This window comes from Pseudomonas sp. DVZ6, from assembly GCF_024259445.1.
GTDB classification, from domain to species: Bacteria; Pseudomonadota; Gammaproteobacteria; order Pseudomonadales; family Pseudomonadaceae; genus Aquipseudomonas; species Aquipseudomonas peradeniyensis.
The window spans coordinates 33,282-50,967 of the sequence record NZ_JANCLM010000019.1 but is presented as its reverse complement, the minus strand read 5'-3'; the positions used below and the strand labels follow the sequence as shown (position 1 = coordinate 50,967).

Sequence of the window (17,686 nt, the reverse complement as noted above, 5' to 3'; positions counted from 1 at the left end):
TCATCGCGGGGCAAGCCCGCTCCCACGCCAGCGTGTGGCGGGGCGTGGGAGCGGGCTTGCCCCGCGAGCGGTCGTCGGATCTTGATGCAAGTCATTCGCGATACGTTTCATCTTCGCGCACCTTGAACTTGCGCAAAAAGCCCCTATGTTAGTCAGGCCCCCTAAAAGCGCTGTGCCAGCATCGTGGAAATCCACCACTTTCCTCACCATCGTTTCCGGGTAGAATGCTCGTTCGCATGCGGCCTCAGGGCTGCACGGGCGACTCACGGGGCCGCCCTCCATCCCTACGTGTGGAAGATCCTGCCGATATGTTTGCGCCTTTGTTAAAAAAACTTTTTGGAAGCAAGAACGAGCGTGAAATCAAACGCATGCTCAAGACGGTGAGCACCGTCAATGCCTTCGAAGAGAAGATGGTGGCCCTCTCCGACGAGCAGCTGCGGGGCAAGACCGCAGAGTTCAAGGAGCGTCTGGCCAAAGGCGAGACTCTCGACCAGCTGCTGCCCGAAGCCTTCGCCGTGGCCCGCGAGGCCGGCAAGCGCGTGATGGGCATGCGTCACTTCGATGTCCAGCTGATCGGCGGCATGACCTTGCACGAAGGCATGATCGCAGAAATGCGTACCGGTGAAGGCAAGACCTTGGTCGGTACCCTGGCCGTGTACCTCAACGCGCTGTCCGGCAAGGGCGTGCACGTGGTCACCGTCAACGACTACCTGGCCCGCCGCGACGCCAACTGGATGCGTCCGCTGTACGAGTTCCTCGGCCTCAACGTCGGCATCGTCTCGGCCTTCCAGCCGCCGGAAGAAAAGCGTGCCGCCTATGCCGCCGACATCACCTACGGCACCAACAACGAATTCGGTTTCGACTACCTGCGCGACAACATGGCGTTCAGTCAGGACGAGAAGTTCCAGCGTGAGCTGAACTTCGCCGTGATCGACGAAGTCGACTCGATCCTCATCGACGAGGCGCGCACCCCGCTGATCATCTCCGGCCAGGCCGAGGACAGCTCCAAGCTGTACATCGAGATCAACCGCCTGATCCCGCGTCTGACCCAGCACATCGAGGAAGTCGAAGGCCAGGTGACCCAAGAGGGCCACTACAGCATCGACGAGAAGAGCCGCCAGGTCGAACTGAACGAGGCCGGCCACCAGTTCATCGAGGACATGCTGACCCAGTCCGGCCTGCTGGCCGAGGGCGAGAGCCTGTATTCGGCGCACAACCTGAGCCTGCTGACCCACGTCTACGCCGGCCTGCGCGCGCACAAGCTGTTCCACCGCAACGTCGAGTACATCGTCCAGGAAGGCCAGATCCTCCTGATCGACGAGCACACCGGCCGTACCATGCCGGGCCGCCGCCTGTCCGAAGGCCTGCACCAGGCCATCGAGGCCAAGGAAAACCTGAACATCCAGGCCGAGAGCCAGACCCTGGCCTCGACCACCTTCCAGAACTACTTCCGTCTCTACAGCAAGCTGTCCGGCATGACCGGTACCGCCGACACCGAGGCGTTCGAGTTCGCCCAGATCTACAACCTCAACGTGATGGTCATCCCACCGAACAAGCCGTTGGCCCGCAAGGACTTCAACGACCTGGTGTACCTGACCGCCGACGAGAAGTACGCCGCGATCATCGCCGACATCAAGGAAAGCATGGCCCATGGCCGTCCGGTCCTGGTCGGTACCGCGACCATCGAAACCTCCGAGCACATGTCCAACCTGCTCAAGAAGGAAGGTATCGACCACAAGGTCCTGAACGCCAAGTACCACGAGAAAGAAGCCGAGATCATCGCGCAAGCCGGTGCTCCGGGCGCGCTGACCATCGCCACCAACATGGCCGGTCGTGGTACCGACATCCTGCTGGGCGGCAACTGGGAGGCCGAAGTGGCCGCCCTGGACAACCCGACCACCGAGCAGATCGCCCAGATCAAGGCCGACTGGCAGAAGCGTCACCAGCAGGTGCTGGAAGCCGGTGGCCTGCACGTGATCGCCTCCGAGCGCCACGAGTCGCGCCGCATCGACAACCAGCTGCGTGGCCGTGCCGGCCGTCAGGGCGATGCCGGTTCCAGCCGCTTCTACCTGTCGCTGGAAGACAGCCTGATGCGCATCTTCGCCTCCGACCGGGTGAAGAACTTCATGAAGGCCCTGGGGATGCAGTCCGGCGAGGCCATCGAGCACCGCATGGTGACCAACGCCATCGAGAAGGCGCAGCGCAAGGTCGAAGGCCGCAACTTCGACATCCGCAAGCAACTGCTCGAATACGATGACGTGGCCAACGAGCAGCGCAAGGTGATCTACCACATGCGCAACAGCCTGCTGGCCGCCGAGAACATCGGCGACACCATCGCCGAGTTCCGCCAGGAAGTGCTCGACGCCACCATCAGCCAGCACATCCCGCCGCAATCGCTGCCCGAGCAGTGGGACGTGGCCGGCCTGGAAGCTTCGCTGGCTAGCGATTTCGCCATCAAGCTGCCGATCCAGCAGTGGCTCGACGAGGACGATCACCTCTACGAGGAGACCCTGCGCGAGCGGCTGATCAAGGAAATCACCGACGCCTACAACGAGAAGGAAGACCAGGCCGGCATCGACGCCCTGCGCACCTTCGAGAAGCAGATCCTGCTGCGCGTGCTGGACGACCTGTGGAAAGACCACCTGTCGACCATGGACCACCTGCGCCACGGTATCCACCTGCGTGGCTATGCGCAGAAGAACCCGAAGCAGGAGTACAAGCGCGAGTCGTTCACCCTGTTCCAGGAACTGCTGGAGTCGATCAAGCGCGACACCATCCGCGTGCTGTCGCACGTCCAGGTACGCCGCGAAGACCCGGCCGAGGAAGAGGCGCGCCTGCGCCGCGAGGCCGAGGAACTGGCCAGCCGCATGCAGTTCCAGCATGCCGCCGCGCCGGGCCTGGAAGGTGAGCAGCTGGCTGAGGAAGGCGCTGAAGTCGCGGTGGCCTCTGCACCGGTTCGCAACGACATGAAGCTGGGCCGCAACGAGCCGTGCTGGTGTGGTTCGGGCAAGAAATTCAAGCATTGCCATGGTCAGATTGAATGATCTGAATTCGCCACTGGCTTGAGATCCCGGGGCTGCCTTGCAGCCCTTCGCGGCACAAGGCCGCTCCTACAGGAATCGCAACACCCCTGTAGGAGCGGCCTTGTGCCGCGAAAGGGGCGCAAAGCGCCCCCTAATTCCCCACAATTTTCTAGGAGCGCTCTAATGGCTGTTGGTCTTGGTCCCCTGCCCACCCTGCACCCGGTTCCCGGTTTCGAACTCGGTATCGCCTCGGCGGGCATCAAGCGCCCAGGGCGCAAGGATGTGGTGGTGATGCGCTGCGCCGAAGGCTCCAGCGTCGCCGGCGTGTTCACCCTCAACGCCTTTTGCGCGGCCCCGGTGATCCTCTCCAAGCAGCGTGTGCAGGGCACCGTGCGTTATCTGCTGACCAACACCGGCAACGCCAACGCCGGGACCGGCGCGCCGGGTCTGGCCGCCGCCGAGCGCACCTGCGCCAAGCTGGCGGAGCTTGCCGGCGTGCCGGCGGAGTCCGTGTTGCCGTTCTCCACCGGCGTGATCGGCGAGCCGCTGCCGGTCGAGAAGATCGAAGGCGCGCTGCAGGCCGCCCTGGACAACCTGTCGGAAAACCACTGGGCCGAAGCCGCCACCGGCATCATGACCACCGACACCCTGCCCAAGGGCGCCAGCCGCCAGTTCCAGTACGACGGCAAGACCATCACCGTCACCGGCATCAGCAAGGGCGCGGGCATGATTCGCCCGAACATGGCCACCATGCTCGGCTACATCGCCACCGACGCCAAGGTCGCCCCGGCGGTGCTCAAGGACCTGATGCTCGACGGCGCCAACAAGTCGTTCAACCGCATCACCATCGACGGCGACACCTCGACCAACGACTGCTGCATGCTGATTGCCACCGGCAAGGCCGATGTGCCGGAAGTGACCGAGGCCAGCGGCGCACTGTTCGAAGCGCTGAAGAAAGCGGTGTTCGAGGTGTGCATGGAGGTGGCCCAGGCCATCGTCCGTGACGGCGAAGGCGCCACCAAGTTCGTCACCGTGCAGGTCAACGGCGGTGGCAACCACCAGGAGTGCCTGGACGTCGGCTACGCCGTGGCCCACTCGCCGCTGATCAAGACCGCGCTGTTCGCCTCCGACCCCAACTGGGGCCGTATCCTCGCCGCGGTTGGCCGTGCCGGTGTGCCAGAGCTGGATGTTAGCCTGATCGACGTCTACCTCGACAACGTGTGCATCGCCAGCCAGGGCGGTCGCAGCCCGAGCTACACCGAGGCGCAGGGTTCGGCAGTGATGGCCCAGGAGGAGATCACCATCCGCATCGAGCTGGGTCGTGGCCAGTGCAGCGAAACCATCTGGACCACCGACCTGTCCCACGAGTACGTGAAGATCAACGCCGAATACCGGACCTGATGCATAGGGGCCGCTTTGCGGCCCTTTCGCGGCACAAGGCCGCTCCTACAAGGGAACGCGATCTCCTGTAGGAGCGGCCTTGTGCCGCGAAAGGGCTGCAAGGCAGCCCCAATATCCCGATTCCGCTGGAGCCCAATCATGAGCTATCACCTGATCATCGGCGACAAGCTGTATTCCTCCTGGTCGCTACGCGGCGCCCTGGCCCTCGAGCTGGCCGGCGTCCCCTACGAAGAAACCCTGGTCAAGCTCAACCAGCCTGACACCCGCCAGCGCCTGCTGGCCTTCTCGGCCACCGCCAAGGTGCCGCTGCTGCAGAGCGAGCACGGCGTGATCGCCGACTCCCTGGCCATCGCCGAATACCTCAACGAACGCCACCCCGAGGCCCGCCTGTGGCCCGAGGACATCGCCGCCCGTGCCCAGGCCCGTTCGGCCTGCGCGCAGATGCACAGCGGCTTCTTCGCCCTGCGTGGCGCCATGCCGTTCGACCTGTCTCGTGCCCAGGCGCTGGATGAGGTGCCGCTGGACGTGCAGGTCGATATCGACCGCATCGTTGCCCTGTGGAACGAATGCCGCGTGGTCGCCAAGGGCAACGGCCCGTTCCTGTTCGGCCGGCCGACCCTGGCCGACGCCTTCTTCGCGCCGGTGGCCGTACGCCTGCGTACCTACCGTGTTGCGGTGCCGGCCGAAGCGGCTGCCTACATCGAGACCATCTACCAATGGCCGGCCTTCCAGGCCTGGCAACAAGCTGGCCTGGCGGAGCGTGAAGGGTGAAACGGATTCATGTAGTCGCAGCGGTCATTCGTGGCGCCGACGGGCGGATCCTGATTGCCCGCCGCGCCGATACCCAGCACCAGGGCGGCCTGTGGGAGTTCCCCGGCGGCAAGGTGGAGGAGGGTGAGGGCGTCGAGGCGGCGCTGGCCCGTGAGTTGCGTGAGGAACTGGGTATCGAGGTCGCGACTTCGCGGCCGTTGATCAAGGTCAGCCACGACTATCCGGACAAGCAAGTACTGCTGGATGTGCGTGAAGTGCACGTCTTTACCGGCGAACCCCATGGCGCCGAGGGGCAGCCCCTGGCCTGGGTGGCGCCGCGTGACCTTGGCCAGTATGAGTTCCCCGAGGCCAACAAGCCGATCGTCGCTGCGGCGCGCTTGCCCGACCAGTACCTGATCACCCCGGACGGTTTGGAGGTGCCTGAGCTGCTCAAGGGTATCCAGAAGGCCGTGGCCAGCGGCATCAAGCTGATCCAGCTGCGTGCGCCGGACATGTACGACCCCAAGTACCGCGACGTCGCGGTGGATGCGGTCGGCCTGTGTGCGGGCAAAGCCCAGTTGATGCTCAAGGGGCCACTGGAATGGCTGGGCGACTTCCCGTCGGCGGGCTGGCACCTGACCGCCGCGCAGTTGCGCAAGTATGCCGCCAAGGGGCGGCCATTCCCGAAGGAGCGTTGGCTGGCGGCGTCCTGCCACAGTGCCGAGGAACTGGCGTTGGCCGAGCAGATGGGGGTGGATTTCGTCACCTTGTCGCCGGTGCAGGCGACCCAGACTCACCCGGAGGCGGTGCCGCTGGGGTGGGACGAGGCGCAGCGGTTGATCGGCGGAATCAGCCATCCGGTGTTTCTGCTGGGCGGGGTCGGGCCGGGTGAGCGGGAGCAGGCCTGGGAGGTTGGGGCGCAGGGTGTGGCCGGGATCCGGGCGTTCTGGCCTGAGATCTGATACATCAGGCCATCGCGGGGCAAGCCCGCTCCCACGCCAGTCCACAATCTGGCGTGGGAGCGGGCTTGCCCCGCGATGCGTTCAGGCGGGCTTCTCGGCCGCTTGCCACAGCACTTCATTCACTCCCTGGCGCCGCCCAATGATCCGGGCCGCGACGAACAGCAGGTCCGACACCCGGTTGATATAGGCCAGCCCCACCCCCTCCAGCGGCTCCAGCGCATTCAGCTGCTGGCAACGCCGTTCCGCCGCCCGCGCCGCGCTGCGGCAGACATGGGCCTGGGCCACCAGCATCGAGCCCCCGGGCAGGATGAAGTTCTTCAGCGGCCCCAACTCTTCGTTCCAGCGGTCGATGGCCGCCTCCAGGCGCTCCACCTCGGCAGTGTTCAACGCCTGGTAGCTGGGCATCGCCAGCTCCCCGCCAAGGTCGAACAAGCGGTGCTGACAAGGCACCAGTACCTCGATCAGCTCGCCAAGCCCGGCCTCGGCCAGCCCGGCCAGCAGCACGCCCAACTGGCTGTTGAGGCTGTCCACCTCGCCGATCGCCTCGATCCGCGGATGGTCCTTGGGCACTCGGCGCCCGTCGCCCAGGCCGGTTTCGCCTTTGTCGCCGGTGCGGGTGTAGATCTTCGACAGGCGATAGCCCATGTCATGTCTCCGTCTGAGTAGTGCTCGGCTGGGCCGGGCTCAGGGGCAGGCGCAGGGTGAAGCAGGTGCCCTGGCCGGGGGTGGACTGCACCTCCATCTGCCCCTTGTGGTTGTTGGTGATGATGAAGTACGACACCGACAGACCCAGGCCGGTACCCTGGCCGATCTCCTTGGTGGTGAAGAACGGCTCGAAGGTGCGCTTGCGCACCGTCTCGGGCATGCCGACGCCATTGTCCTCGACCTGGATTTCCGCCCACGGCGGATTGAGGCGGGTGCGCAGGGTGATGCGCCCCGGTTCGCTGGGCTGCGGGCGTTGGTGAATGGCCTGGGCGGCGTTCTTCAGCAGGTTGAGCAGCACTTGTTCCAGCTCGTTGGCGGTGCAGGGCACCGGGCCCAGTTGCGGGTCGAACTGGCGGACGATGGCCTGGCCCTTGAAGTCGAAGCCGATGGCCAGGTCGAAGTCGTTGCCGGCAATTTCCACGGCCTGGTCGATTAGCGCCGGCAGTTCGCAGGGGGCCAACTGGCGGTTGCTGCGGCGGCTGAAGCTGAGCATGTGGGTGACGATCTTGGCCGCCCGGGCGCCAGCCTGCTGGATGCCGTCGAGCAGTTGCGGCACTTCGCGGCTCTCCAGATAGCGGTTGACGGCCGGCAGGTCGATGCCCAGCTCGTCGGCCTGTTCCTGGTTGCGCGGCAGGTCTGGCGACAGGCGCCGGCGAATGTTCTGCACATTGTGCAGGATGGCGCCCAGCGGGTTATTGATCTCGTGGGCCATGCCCGCGGCCAGGCCGCCGACCGAGAGCATCTTTTCCGACTGCACCATCATTTCTTCCAGGGACAGGCGCTGGGTGATGTCGTCGATGCGGATCACCACGCCACGTCCAGCGCCACCCATCAGCGGGTAGAAGGTCAGGGCATAGTGGCGCAGGTCCTCGCCCTTGGGCCAGGTGACCCGCTCGATCTTGGCCACCCGGTGTTTCTCCACGCTCTCCTTGAGCTGCGGCAGGAAGGGCTTGAGCGGCTCGAAGGCGAGGAACACCGGCTGGTTCAGCGCTTCGTCCAGCGGTGTGCCGGAGAGCACCGTGGCCTCGTGGTTCCACTGGGTGACGTAGAGCTGCTCGTCGAGGGCAATCAGTGCCGAGGGCATGGAGTCGATGATGCTGTTCAGGTAGTTCTGAAAGCCCGTGAGTTTTTTCTCGATCTTGCTGCGCACCTGGACTTCAAGTTCCAGCTTGCGGTTGGTGTGACGGGTTTCCTCGGCCAGGCCCTGGGCCTGGTCGTAGGCGTCCTGGAACTCGTCGCGGGTGCGCTTGAGCTGCTGCTCGCGGGCCTCGATGCGCGACAGCATGGTGTTGAACGCCTCGGCCAGACTGCCGATCTCGTCATCGTTGCCGCGTTTGGCGCGCAGGGCATAGCTCTCCTCGCGAGTAACCTGGCGGGTCAGCTCTTCGAGGCGATTGATCGGCACGGTGATCAGGCGCTTGATCTGCCGGGCGATGACCAGCCACAGCAGTATGCTGAACACCAGGATGGCCAGGCTGGCGGAGAGCGTGCCGGTGTAGAACGCGGTGGGCAGCTCGCTGCTGGCCACCAGCAGCAGGTGCGCGGGCGGGGCGGCGCTGCGCGGCAGGCGGATCAGCTGGGTGCTGCGAAACTCCATCAGGCGCCAGCCATCGATGTTGCGGTAGCGCTTGGGCAGGGTCAGCGGGTCGCCGTGCTGCAGCTGGGCCAGCATCTGCCCGTCGCCGCCATAGATTGCGGCGGCGCGCAACGGCGAGTAGCTGTCGAGCTCCTTGAGCAGCGCCGTGGCGTTCTGTGTCGAGTCGCCGGCGCGCGCGGACAGCTGCGGGTTGGAGACCAGCCGGCCGATGGTCTGCAGGGCCTGGGGCGCCATGCTCTCCTGGGTGATCCAGTAGGCGGCGCTGATGAAGGCAAGGTTGGCCACCAGCAGGATGGTCACCAGCAGCACCAGCAGGGCCGCCAGCAGTTTCTGCCCGACCGGGAGGTTTTCCAGGCGTTGACGCAAGGTCATGGGTGAAGAGGTGTCCTGTCCTGTGGATAAGGGGCGTCAGTCGCTGCGCAAACCGCGCGCCTCGAGGTTTACCGCCAGGCGCCGGCGCAACTTTTCCAGATGCGGCACGCTGGCGCCATGCCGTGCGGCGGCGCGGCAGGCGTGGCCGAGCAGGTAGTGGACCTCGGTGCGCCGGCCATGGCGAACGTCCTGGTACATGGAAGAGTAGTTGGCCGCAGTGGCGATGATCACCCGCTGCACTTCCTCGTGCAGGTCGTTGGCGGCCTCGGGCTGGCCGCAGCGGCGCAGCAGGTCGGCCAGTTCGTCGCACAGTTGGTCGACTTCGGCCAGGTGGCCAAGCAGGCCGCCGTTCTGGCAGTCGTGCAGTACGGTGAGCGGATTGATCGCGCAGTTGAGCGCTAGCTTGCGCCACAGGCGGGTAGGGATGTCGAGCGCCCATTGGGCCGGGATGCCGGCGTCGTGCAGGTCTGTGAACCAGGACGGGACGTTGGGATTGGCCGGGTCGCCCAGCCAGTTGAAGCCGTGGCCGGCGAAGCGCACCTGCCAGTCGGCCTCGCGGAACGCGCCCTCGGTGCTGGAGGCGAAGATGCAGCGGGCGTGGGGCACCTGGTCGGCGACTTCGTCCTGGCTGCCCAGGCCGTTCTGCAACAGCACCAGCTCGGCGCCGTTGGCCAGCCGCGGGGCCAGACGGGCCACGGCGGGCGCGGCGTCGTAGGCCTTGCAGGCGACCAGCAGGCGATGGATCGGGCCGCGGGCGTCGGCAGTCTCCGCGGGGATCGCGTAGTGGTGGGCGCCGTTCTGTTCGACCAGGGTCAGCCCACCGCCGTGCTCATAGGCGGCCAGACGCTGTTGGTCGCGCAGGATCAGGCGGACCGCCTTGCCGGCGCGGGCCAGGCGACAGGCCCAGAGGCTGCCGAGGCTGCCGGCGCCGAGAATATGCCAGGTGCTGCTCATCTGCGTTTCGCAACCCGTTATAATGAGTCCGCATTTTAACCATCAAACCCGACGCGCTCCATCTTCAGGCCGAGCGCGCTTTTTTTTATGGAGAACAACCATGCCTTCGTTCGACGTGGTATCGGAACTGGACAAGCACGAAGTGCAGAACGCCGTCGAAAACGCCATCAAGGAGCTCGACCGCCGTTACGACCTCAAAGGCAAGGGCAGCTTCGAGTTCAAGGAGAAGGAGCAGACCGTACTGCTGACTGCCGAGGCCGAGTTCCAGCTCGAGGCGATGATCGAGATCCTGCGCTTGGCGCTGGTCAAGCGCAAGATCGACGTCAAATGCCTGGAAGCCAAGGACGCCTATGCCTCCGGCAAGGAAATGAAGCAGGAAGCCAAGTTCCGCGAAGGCATCGACAAGGAGCTGGCGAAGAAGATCGTCGCTCACATCAAGGACGCCAAGCTCAAGGTCCAGGCCGCCATTCAGGGCGAGCAGGTACGTGTTACCGGCAAGAAGCGTGATGATCTGCAAGAGGCCATTGCTGCCTTGCGCGCCAAGGAATTCGACATGCCGCTGCAGTTCAACAACTTCCGCGACTGATCCGCGGCGGCCCGGAACCTTGATGGCGCAGTGATGTCCATCGGGGTCCGGGCCGCTTGCTTTGCGTTGCCCGCCTCATTGTGTACTTGCCGTTCGGCATCAGGAGATAAACATGGATTTGAACGCTGAAGTCGATCAGCTGGTCCGCCAATCGCAAACCTGGCTTCCCTTGATCATGGAGTACGGCAGCCGCCTGTTGCTGGCGCTGCTGACTCTGGCCATCGGCTGGTGGATCATCAACAAGCTCAGCGCCCGCCTGGGCAAGCTGGTCGGCCTGCGTGCCGATGCGGCGCTGCAGGGCTTCATCAGCACCCTGGCCAACATCGTGCTGAAGGTGCTGCTGATGGTCAGCGTGGCCTCGATGATCGGCATCGAGACCACTTCGTTCGTCGCCGCCATCGGTGCCGCGGGCCTGGCCATCGGCCTGGCCCTGCAGGGGAGCCTGGCGAACTTCGCCGGCGGCGTGCTGATCCTGATGTTCCGTCCGTTCCGCATCGGTGACTGGATCGAGGCGCAAGGTGTCAGTGGCACCGTGGACAGCATCCAGATCTTCCACACCGTGCTGCGCACCGGTGACAACAAGACCGTGATCATGCCCAACGGCAGCCTGTCCAACGGCATCATCACCAACACCAACCGCCAGCCGACCCGCAAGGTGGTGTTCGACGTGGGCGTGGACTACGACGCCGACCTGCAGAAGGCGCGCAACGTGCTGCTGGAGCTGGCCCAGGATCCGCGCGTGCTGCAGGATCCGGCGCCACAGGCGGTGATCTCGACCCTGGGTGACAGCTCGATCACCGTGTCGCTGCGTATCTGGGTCAAGACTGCCGACTACTGGGACGTGCTGTTCATGCTCAACGAGCATGCCCGCGACCGTCTCAAGGCCGAAGGCATCGACATTCCGTTTCCGCAGCGGGTGATCCGCGTGGTGCAGGAGGCGGCGGTCCAGTAACGCCGCGTCGCTTCCTATCGCGGGGCAAGCCCGCTCCCACATGGCCAGCAACGGTCTTGTGGGAGCGGGCTTGCCCCGCGATGCTTTTCAAGACCCTTACACTTGTTCACAGCCGGGTACTGTCATTTCTGGCATATACCTTGATCCTGCCTACAAACCCGATGTCCGCCATGAAACCTTTGCTGTATATCACTCCCTTGCGCGCCTTGCTGTTCGGTCTGACCCTGGCGCTGTTCGAACTGCTGACCTACCTCGCCAGCGACGCGGTCATGCCCGCCATGCCGGTGGTGGTTGGCGATCTTCAGGCCAGTCCCGAATACATTCCCCACGCCCTCAACCTCTACCTGCTGGGCGGGGTGCTGCTGCAATGGCTGATCGGCCCGCTGGCGGATCGCTATGGCCGGCGCCCCTTGCTGCTGGTCGGCTGCATCTTCTTCGGCCTGGCCTGCCTTGCAACCTTCTGGGCGCAGGACATCGGCCTGTTCAACCTGCTGCGCCTGCTGCAGGGCATCGGTCTGGGCTTCGTGGTCACGGTCAGCTATCCGGCGCTCAATGAGGCGTTCAGCGAGGCCGATGCGGTGCGCATGATGGCCCTGCTGGCCAATATCGCCCTGCTGTCGCCGCTGCTCGGCCCGCTGGTGGGTACCCTGATGCTGCAGTGGCTGGACTGGCGCTGGCTGTTCGTGGCGTTTGCCGCAGGCGCGGTGCTGTGCTGGTTGCTGCTCTACCGGCTGATGCCGGAAACCCTTGGCGTGGAGCGGCGCGACGGTTCGCGCCTGCCGTTTACGCCCATCCACCTGCTGCCGTTGCTGGCTGGCTACGGCCAGTTGCTGGGCAATCGGCGCTTCGTGGCCGGCAGTGCGGCGCTGGGGTTGGTGGGGCTGCCGCTGATTGGCTGGATCGGCCTGTCGCCAGTGTTGCTGATCCATGACGAAGGCCTGAGCACCCTGGAATACGCGCTGTGGCAGCTGCCGGTGTTCGGCGGGCTGATCATGGGCAACCTGATCATCAACCGCATCGCCGATCGCTACCCGCTGCCGGCACTGGTGCGCGGGGCCCTGTGGCCATACCTGGCGGGGCTGTCGCTGATGGTCGCGGCGACCTGGTATTGGCCGACGGTTCCCAGCGTGGTGGCCGGCATGTCGCTGTACGCGCTGGGCCTGGGCGTGGCCAACGCCGTGCTGTACCGCATGACGCTGTTCTCCAGCGAACAGAGCAAGGGCCTGGTATCGGCGATGCTGGGGATGATCACCATCGCCTTGCTGGGGCTGGGCGGCGCGGTGTTGGCGATGCTCGGCGCGGGTGCGAGCCTGATGCACTTTGCCGTGGCGGCGGGCGTGGCGGGGGCACTGGCGTTGTGGCCATTGTGGTTCGTGGTGGGCAGGCGTTCGGGGGAAGGGGCTGTCACTCAGTAAACCCGAGTCCTGTAGGAGCGGCCTTGCGCCGCGAAAGGGGCGCAGCGCGCCCCCTGCAATAGTCATGTGGACGCTCTGAGTGCCGGGGCCGCTATGCGGCCCTTTCGCGGCACAAGGCCGCTCCTACAGGTCAGGGTTGCTCGGCGGTCGAGTTATTCACCGGCACCGGCTTTCCCCGACCAACCTCCTGCCGCCAGTGCAGGGCGATCAGCACCAGCGTCGGCACGCCGAGCAGCGCGGTGATCAGGAAGAAGTCGTGGTAGCCGAACTTCTCCACCATCACCCCGGAATAGCCACCGATCAGGCGCGGCAGCAACAGCATGATCGAGCTCAGCAGGGCGTACTGGGTGGCCGAGAACTTCAGGTTGGTCAGGCTCGACAGGTAGGCGACGAAGGCCGACGTGGCCAGCCCCGAGCTGAAGTTGTCCAGCGAAATGGTCACCACCAGCATTTCCAGGTTCGGGCCCATGTCGGCCAGCATCAGGAACAGGATGTTGGTCGCCGCCGAGGCCGCGCCGCCGATGAACAGGATCGGCAGGATGCCGAAACGCACGATCAGCAGGCCACCGGCACCGGCGCCGACCAGGGTCATGATCAGGCCGAAGATCTTGCTGACGCTGGCGATCTGGTCCTTGGTGAAGCCCATGTCGATATAGAACACGTTGGCCATCACGCCCATCACCGTGTCGGACATGCGGTAGGTGGCGATCAGCCCGAGCAGCAGCAGGGCCTGCCAGCGGTAGCGCGCGATGAAGTCGTTGACCGGTGTGAGCACCGGTGCCAGGCCGCGTCGGCCCAGGGACGACAGGCACGCCCAGGTCAGCAGCACGTAGAGGATCAGGCGCAGGAAGGCGCGGTCCTCGAGCAGCAGGTCGAGCATGGTCGAGTCGCCGAACACCACGCTGGCCCAGTCGGTGTTGAACAGCTGGGTGAAGCTGGCGGGCACCGAGACCAGCAGGATGATCAGCACGAACACCGAGGCCAGCTGGTGCATAAGCCCGTAGCGGGCCGCCGACAGCTGGGTGCGCAGGGGCACCGGCGGTTCGCGCATCACCAGGGTGGTGAACAGCGCGGGCAGCATCAGCACGCCGAACAGCACGTAGGTGCCGGTCCAGGCCTGGTGCAGGTAGCTGAATCCGGTGGAGCCGAACCACTCGGCGAAGAACAGCGCACCGGCGGTGGCGAGCAGGGCGGCAACCCGGTATCCGGCCATGTAGCTGGCGGCCAGGGCGGCCTGGCGCTGATCGTCGGCGATCTCCAGGCGGTAGGCGTCGACGGCAATGTCCTGGGTGGCGGAGGCGAAGGCCACCAGCACCGCCAGGGCAATCAGCCACGACAGGTGCTTCTGCGGGTCGCAGAAGCCCATGCCGATCAGCCCGAGCACCACCAGCACCTGGGACAACAGCAGCCACGAACGACGACGGCCCATGCCGCCGAGCAGCGGCAGGCGCCATTGGTCGAGCAGCGGCGACCAGACCCACTTGAAGGCGTACGCCAGGCCGATCAGGCTGGCATAGCCGATGGTCTCGCGCGCCACACCCGCCTCGCGCAGCCAGACCGAAAGCGTCGAGAACACCAGCATGTACGGCAGGCCGGCGGCGAATCCGAGCAGCAAAAGCACCAAAGTTGACGGGCTGGCATAGGCAGCGAGCGCAGCGCGCCAGGTTTTACGGGGCATGGGCCAACATCTGCCTCAAGGTTTGCGAAAACAAAGCGCGCACTCTAACCGCTGTGCTCCATTGGACGCCAGCCATGGCGCGCCATATCCACACGATTATTGGCCACATTCACCCCTTCTGCGCGTAGACGGGCGCGTTGTTCGTCGCCCGACGGCGTGCCCAGGGCCAGGCTCAGCCGACCGCCGGCACCCAGCACCCGGTGCCAGGGCAGGCGGGTGTCCGCCGGCAACTGCCCGAGGGTACGCCCGACCCAGCGTGCGGCACGGCCGAGGCCGGCCAGTTCGGCCAGCTGCCCGTAGCTGACCACCTTGCCGGCGGGCACTTGGCCCAGCACCGAGTACAGTGCCATTCGTCGGGCCTCTGCGTCTTCCGGCGGGGAGGGTGGTGGCATGGACATCACGGGGTACCTGGCCTGCGGATGAAACCGGACAGGCGGTCCGGGCAAATGCGAGTGGAACTCATCGGCATGGTCTGGGTCTGTCCTTGCTCAGGTTGTCGGTATCTGGATAATGCCCGGCTTTTTCGTCGAATCGAACCCATATTGCGCTTATGTCTTCTAGAACCCTGCTTTGCCTCATCGCCGCGTCCCTCTGTACTCCCGTGCTCGCCGACACCGTGTGGATGAAGAACGGTGACCGCCTGAGCGGCAAGATCAAGGTCTTCGACGGCGGCAGGCTGCTGCTGGAGACGCCCTACGGCGGTTCGATCGCCCTGGACTGGAAACAGGTGAAGACGCTGGAGAGCGACCAGGAACTGCTGGTCAAGCAGGACGCCTACTCCGGCGAGAAGGCCAAGTCGCTCAAGGCCGCCGAACCGGGCAAGGTGACCCTGGCCAACGGCGATGCGCCGAAGACCGTCGAGTTGGCCAGCATCGAGCAGATCATGAAGCCACGGCCGGTGGTCGAGGACTTCCTGTGGAAGGGCAATGTCGATGTGGCCATGGACTACAAGCGCGCCGAGAACAATACCGACGACTACGACGTCAGCTTCAAGACCACCGCCCGCCACGGTCGTTGGCGGCACAACGCCGAGGGCGAGTACAACCGCGAGACCAAGGACGACGTCACCACCACCAACAACTGGAGCGCCGAGTACGCCCTGGACCGCTTCATCACCGAGAAGTGGTTCTGGCAGGGGCGCCTGGAGTACAAGCGCGACCATATCGAGGACCTGGCGCGCCAGCGTACCGTTGGTACCGGCCCAGGCTACCAGTTCTGGGATGACGAGCTGGGCGCGTTCTCGCTCGGTTCGCTGATCAACCGAACCGATTTCGAATACCGCGATGGCGGCAAGGACAACTTCTATTCCGCCGCGGTGAAGTGGGACTACAACCGCTACCTGATCGGCAAGAAGGTGGAGTTCTTCACCAATGGCGAGGTCGGCAAGCCGCTGGGCGGTGTGGCCGAGTACGCGCTGGATGCCGAGATGGGGCTGCGTTACAAGGTGACCGAGTGGGCTTCGCTCAACCTGAAGGCGGAGAAGGACCTGATCAAGGGCACCCGCGACAGCGACCTGGACAAGACCCGCTATACCGCCGGGTTTGGTGTTACCTGGTAAGTCGATCCGGTAACGCGCTGCGCGTGCTCTTTGTAGGAGCGGCCTTGCGCCGCGAAAGGGCCGCAAGGCGGCCCCGGCGATGTCTGCCTCATCGCTGAGATCCTGGGGCTGCTATGCAGCCCTTTCGCGGCACAAGGCCGCTCCTACAGGGGTATGCGTAGATCTACACGGCAGCGGACCCAGTGGCAGCGGCGGGTGATAATGCTTATCTTGTCACCCATCCAGTCTGTCGCCAGGAGACTCTCCAGTGAGTACCAACGCCCTCCGCCCCGCCCGGGAACTGCTGCTCAAGGAATATCGTGGCGTTCTCTCGACCCACTCCAAGTCCATGCCCGGCTATCCCTTCGGCTCGGTGGTGCCTTATTGCCTGGACGCCGAGGGCCATCCGCTGATCCTCATCAGCCGTATCGCCCAGCACACCCACAACCTGCAGAAAGACCCCAAATGTTCGCTGCTGGTGGGCGAGCGCGATGCCGAGGACGTCCAGGCAGTCGGGCGCCTGACGGTGATGGCCGAGGCGCGCAAGCTGAGCGACGACGCGGCCATCGAGGCTGCCGCGGCCCGCTACTACCGGTACTTCCCTGAATCGGCCAATTACCACAAGGCTCACGACTTCGATTTCTGGGTGCTCGAGCCGGTACGCCACCGCTACATCGGCGGTTTCGGTGCGATCCACTGGCTCGACCAGGTGACCCTGGCCAACCCGTTTGCGGGCGAGGCCGAAAAAAGCATGATCGAGCACATGAACGATGACCATGCCAATGCCATTGATCACTACGTAAAACTGGCGGGGTTGCCGCGCTCGGCGCACATGGTCGGCATCGACAGCGAGGGCATGCACCTGCGTATTGGCCAGGGCATTTACTGGCTGCCTTTCCCGTCTAGTTGCAATACGCCGACACAAGTCCGTGAGGCCCTGGTTTTGCTGGCGCGCGCTGACAAATGGCCGGATTCGACGCAGGTCGAGGGTTGAAAACAGGCATCGAGGCATCCATCTGATGGTCTTACAGGAAGACTCTCTTCCGTCGAGGAACCCTTGATGCGTGCTTTTCTACTGCTGTTGTTGCTTTTCCCCGTGCTGGAGCTGTTCGTCTTCGTCAAGGTCAGCGCGGCCATCGGTTTCTTTCCGGCGCTGCTGTTGATCATCGCCGGTTCCGCCCTGGGTGTGCTGGTGATGCGTGTGGCCGGCCTGGCCACCGCCCTGCGTGCCCGGGCGAGCCTGCAGCGCGGCGAGCTGCCAGCTGAGGACATGTTCCAGGGCTTGATGCTCGCCGTCGGTGGTGGCCTGCTGCTGTTGCCAGGCTTCATCAGCGATGTGCTGGGCCTGCTCTGCCTGCTGCCGTTTACCCGCCGCCTGGTGGCCGGCAAGCTGCGTCGCCGTGCTGAGGAGCAGACCCTGCGCCAGCGGGCGTTCCAGGATGACCCATTCCAGGCCCAGCCCCGCGATGGTGGCCATCGTCCGAACGTGATCGAGGGCGAGTACGAACGCCGCGACAAGTAACCCCCGAAAAGGGCTTGGAAGGCGTGGGAGCGGGCTTGCCCCGCGATAGGCGCTCGCATCTGCCTACCCCGTCGCGGGGCAAGCCCGCTCCCACGACGACGCATTCAAAAAAATTTCCATGCAAAGCCTTGTAATTGATTTCACTGGCCGCATGTAGTGGTCACCGCAAGGTTTCCGGTGAGTTCACCGGGCATGACACACAGGGTTCGCTGAAGGCGAGCCCTGACCGGCA

At 64.9% G+C, this 17,686-nt stretch carries 15 protein-coding genes; 10 read left to right on the top strand and 5 right to left on the bottom strand.

Annotated features, from left to right (window positions below; genetic code table 11):
• The first annotated feature begins 308 nt into the window (after window positions 1-308).
• The 4 genes from secA to NMG10_RS13040 all read left to right on the top strand — a co-directional run bounded on the left by secA (window position 309) and on the right by NMG10_RS13040 (window position 6,136).
• Window positions 309-3,044: a preprotein translocase subunit SecA gene (gene secA / locus NMG10_RS13055; protein ID WP_203647903.1), complete on the top strand. Its 2,736-nt coding sequence runs from the start codon at window positions 309-311 to the stop codon at window positions 3,042-3,044.
• A gap of 162 nt (window positions 3,045-3,206) precedes the next feature.
• Window positions 3,207-4,424, top strand: coding sequence for a bifunctional glutamate N-acetyltransferase/amino-acid acetyltransferase ArgJ (gene argJ / locus NMG10_RS13050; protein WP_254464493.1), 1,218 nt, complete (start codon window positions 3,207-3,209; stop codon window positions 4,422-4,424).
• 138 nt (window positions 4,425-4,562) lie between these two features.
• Window positions 4,563-5,195: a glutathione S-transferase family protein gene (locus tag NMG10_RS13045; protein ID WP_232854665.1), complete on the top strand. Its 633-nt coding sequence runs from the start codon at window positions 4,563-4,565 to the stop codon at window positions 5,193-5,195.
• Entirely contained in the window at window positions 5,192-6,136 is a 945-nt protein-coding gene (locus NMG10_RS13040; RefSeq protein ID WP_254464492.1) for a Nudix family hydrolase, read from the top strand. Before NMG10_RS13045 ends, NMG10_RS13040 begins: the two co-directional genes overlap by 4 nt.
• Before the next feature lie 81 nt (window positions 6,137-6,217).
• Here NMG10_RS13040 and NMG10_RS13035 read toward each other — a convergent pair whose 3' ends face one another.
• The 3 genes from NMG10_RS13035 to NMG10_RS13025 are packed head-to-tail and all read right to left on the bottom strand — an operon-like array spanning window position 6,218 to window position 9,764.
• The gene (locus NMG10_RS13035) at window positions 6,218-6,781 is read right to left on the bottom strand and encodes a cob(I)yrinic acid a,c-diamide adenosyltransferase (RefSeq protein WP_254464491.1); all 564 of its coding nucleotides are present in this window, start codon (window positions 6,779-6,781) and stop codon (window positions 6,218-6,220) included.
• 1 nt (window position 6,782) lies between these two features.
• Window positions 6,783-8,810: an ATP-binding protein gene (locus tag NMG10_RS13030; protein WP_232854663.1), complete on the bottom strand. Its 2,028-nt coding sequence runs from the start codon at window positions 8,808-8,810 to the stop codon at window positions 6,783-6,785.
• 36 nt (window positions 8,811-8,846) lie between these two features.
• Window positions 8,847-9,764, bottom strand: coding sequence for a putative 2-dehydropantoate 2-reductase (locus tag NMG10_RS13025; RefSeq protein WP_203647897.1), 918 nt, complete (start codon window positions 9,762-9,764; stop codon window positions 8,847-8,849).
• Window positions 9,765-9,864: 100 nt separating this feature from the next.
• Between NMG10_RS13025 and NMG10_RS13020 the strand changes: the two genes are divergently transcribed.
• The 3 genes from NMG10_RS13020 to NMG10_RS13010 all read left to right on the top strand — a co-directional run bounded on the left by NMG10_RS13020 (window position 9,865) and on the right by NMG10_RS13010 (window position 12,717).
• Window positions 9,865-10,350 carry a YajQ family cyclic di-GMP-binding protein gene (locus tag NMG10_RS13020; protein WP_203647896.1) on the top strand — a complete coding sequence of 162 codons (486 nt, stop codon included), beginning with the start codon at window positions 9,865-9,867 and terminating at the stop codon, window positions 10,348-10,350.
• 112 nt (window positions 10,351-10,462) lie between these two features.
• Window positions 10,463-11,302 (top strand): mechanosensitive ion channel family protein, encoded by an 840-nt coding sequence (locus tag NMG10_RS13015; RefSeq protein WP_203647895.1) that lies wholly within the window; start codon window positions 10,463-10,465, stop codon window positions 11,300-11,302.
• A 170-nt stretch (window positions 11,303-11,472) separates the two neighbouring features.
• Complete coding sequence (locus NMG10_RS13010) at window positions 11,473-12,717, top strand: MFS transporter (RefSeq protein ID WP_232854662.1); 1,245 nt, start codon at window positions 11,473-11,475, stop codon at window positions 12,715-12,717.
• Between the two features lie 130 nt (window positions 12,718-12,847).
• Here NMG10_RS13010 and NMG10_RS13005 read toward each other — a convergent pair whose 3' ends face one another.
• A complete protein-coding gene (locus NMG10_RS13005) occupies window positions 12,848-14,395 on the bottom strand; it encodes an AmpG family muropeptide MFS transporter (protein ID WP_203647893.1) in 1,548 nt (515 codons plus the stop codon).
• Between the two features lie 44 nt (window positions 14,396-14,439).
• Complete coding sequence (locus tag NMG10_RS13000) at window positions 14,440-14,793, bottom strand: MGMT family protein (protein ID WP_110739830.1); 354 nt, start codon at window positions 14,791-14,793, stop codon at window positions 14,440-14,442.
• A gap of 152 nt (window positions 14,794-14,945) precedes the next feature.
• On the opposite strand from NMG10_RS13000, the gene NMG10_RS12995 reads away from it, so the two are divergent.
• From NMG10_RS12995 to NMG10_RS12985, 3 genes are all read left to right on the top strand, one after another.
• Window positions 14,946-15,953 (top strand): DUF481 domain-containing protein, encoded by a 1,008-nt coding sequence (locus NMG10_RS12995; RefSeq protein WP_254464490.1) that lies wholly within the window; start codon window positions 14,946-14,948, stop codon window positions 15,951-15,953.
• A gap of 247 nt (window positions 15,954-16,200) precedes the next feature.
• The gene (locus NMG10_RS12990) at window positions 16,201-16,926 is read left to right on the top strand and encodes a HugZ family protein (protein ID WP_232854660.1); all 726 of its coding nucleotides are present in this window, start codon (window positions 16,201-16,203) and stop codon (window positions 16,924-16,926) included.
• Between the two features lie 66 nt (window positions 16,927-16,992).
• A complete protein-coding gene (locus NMG10_RS12985) occupies window positions 16,993-17,454 on the top strand; it encodes an FxsA family protein (protein ID WP_254464489.1) in 462 nt (153 codons plus the stop codon).
• The last annotated feature ends 232 nt before the right edge of the window (window positions 17,455-17,686 follow it).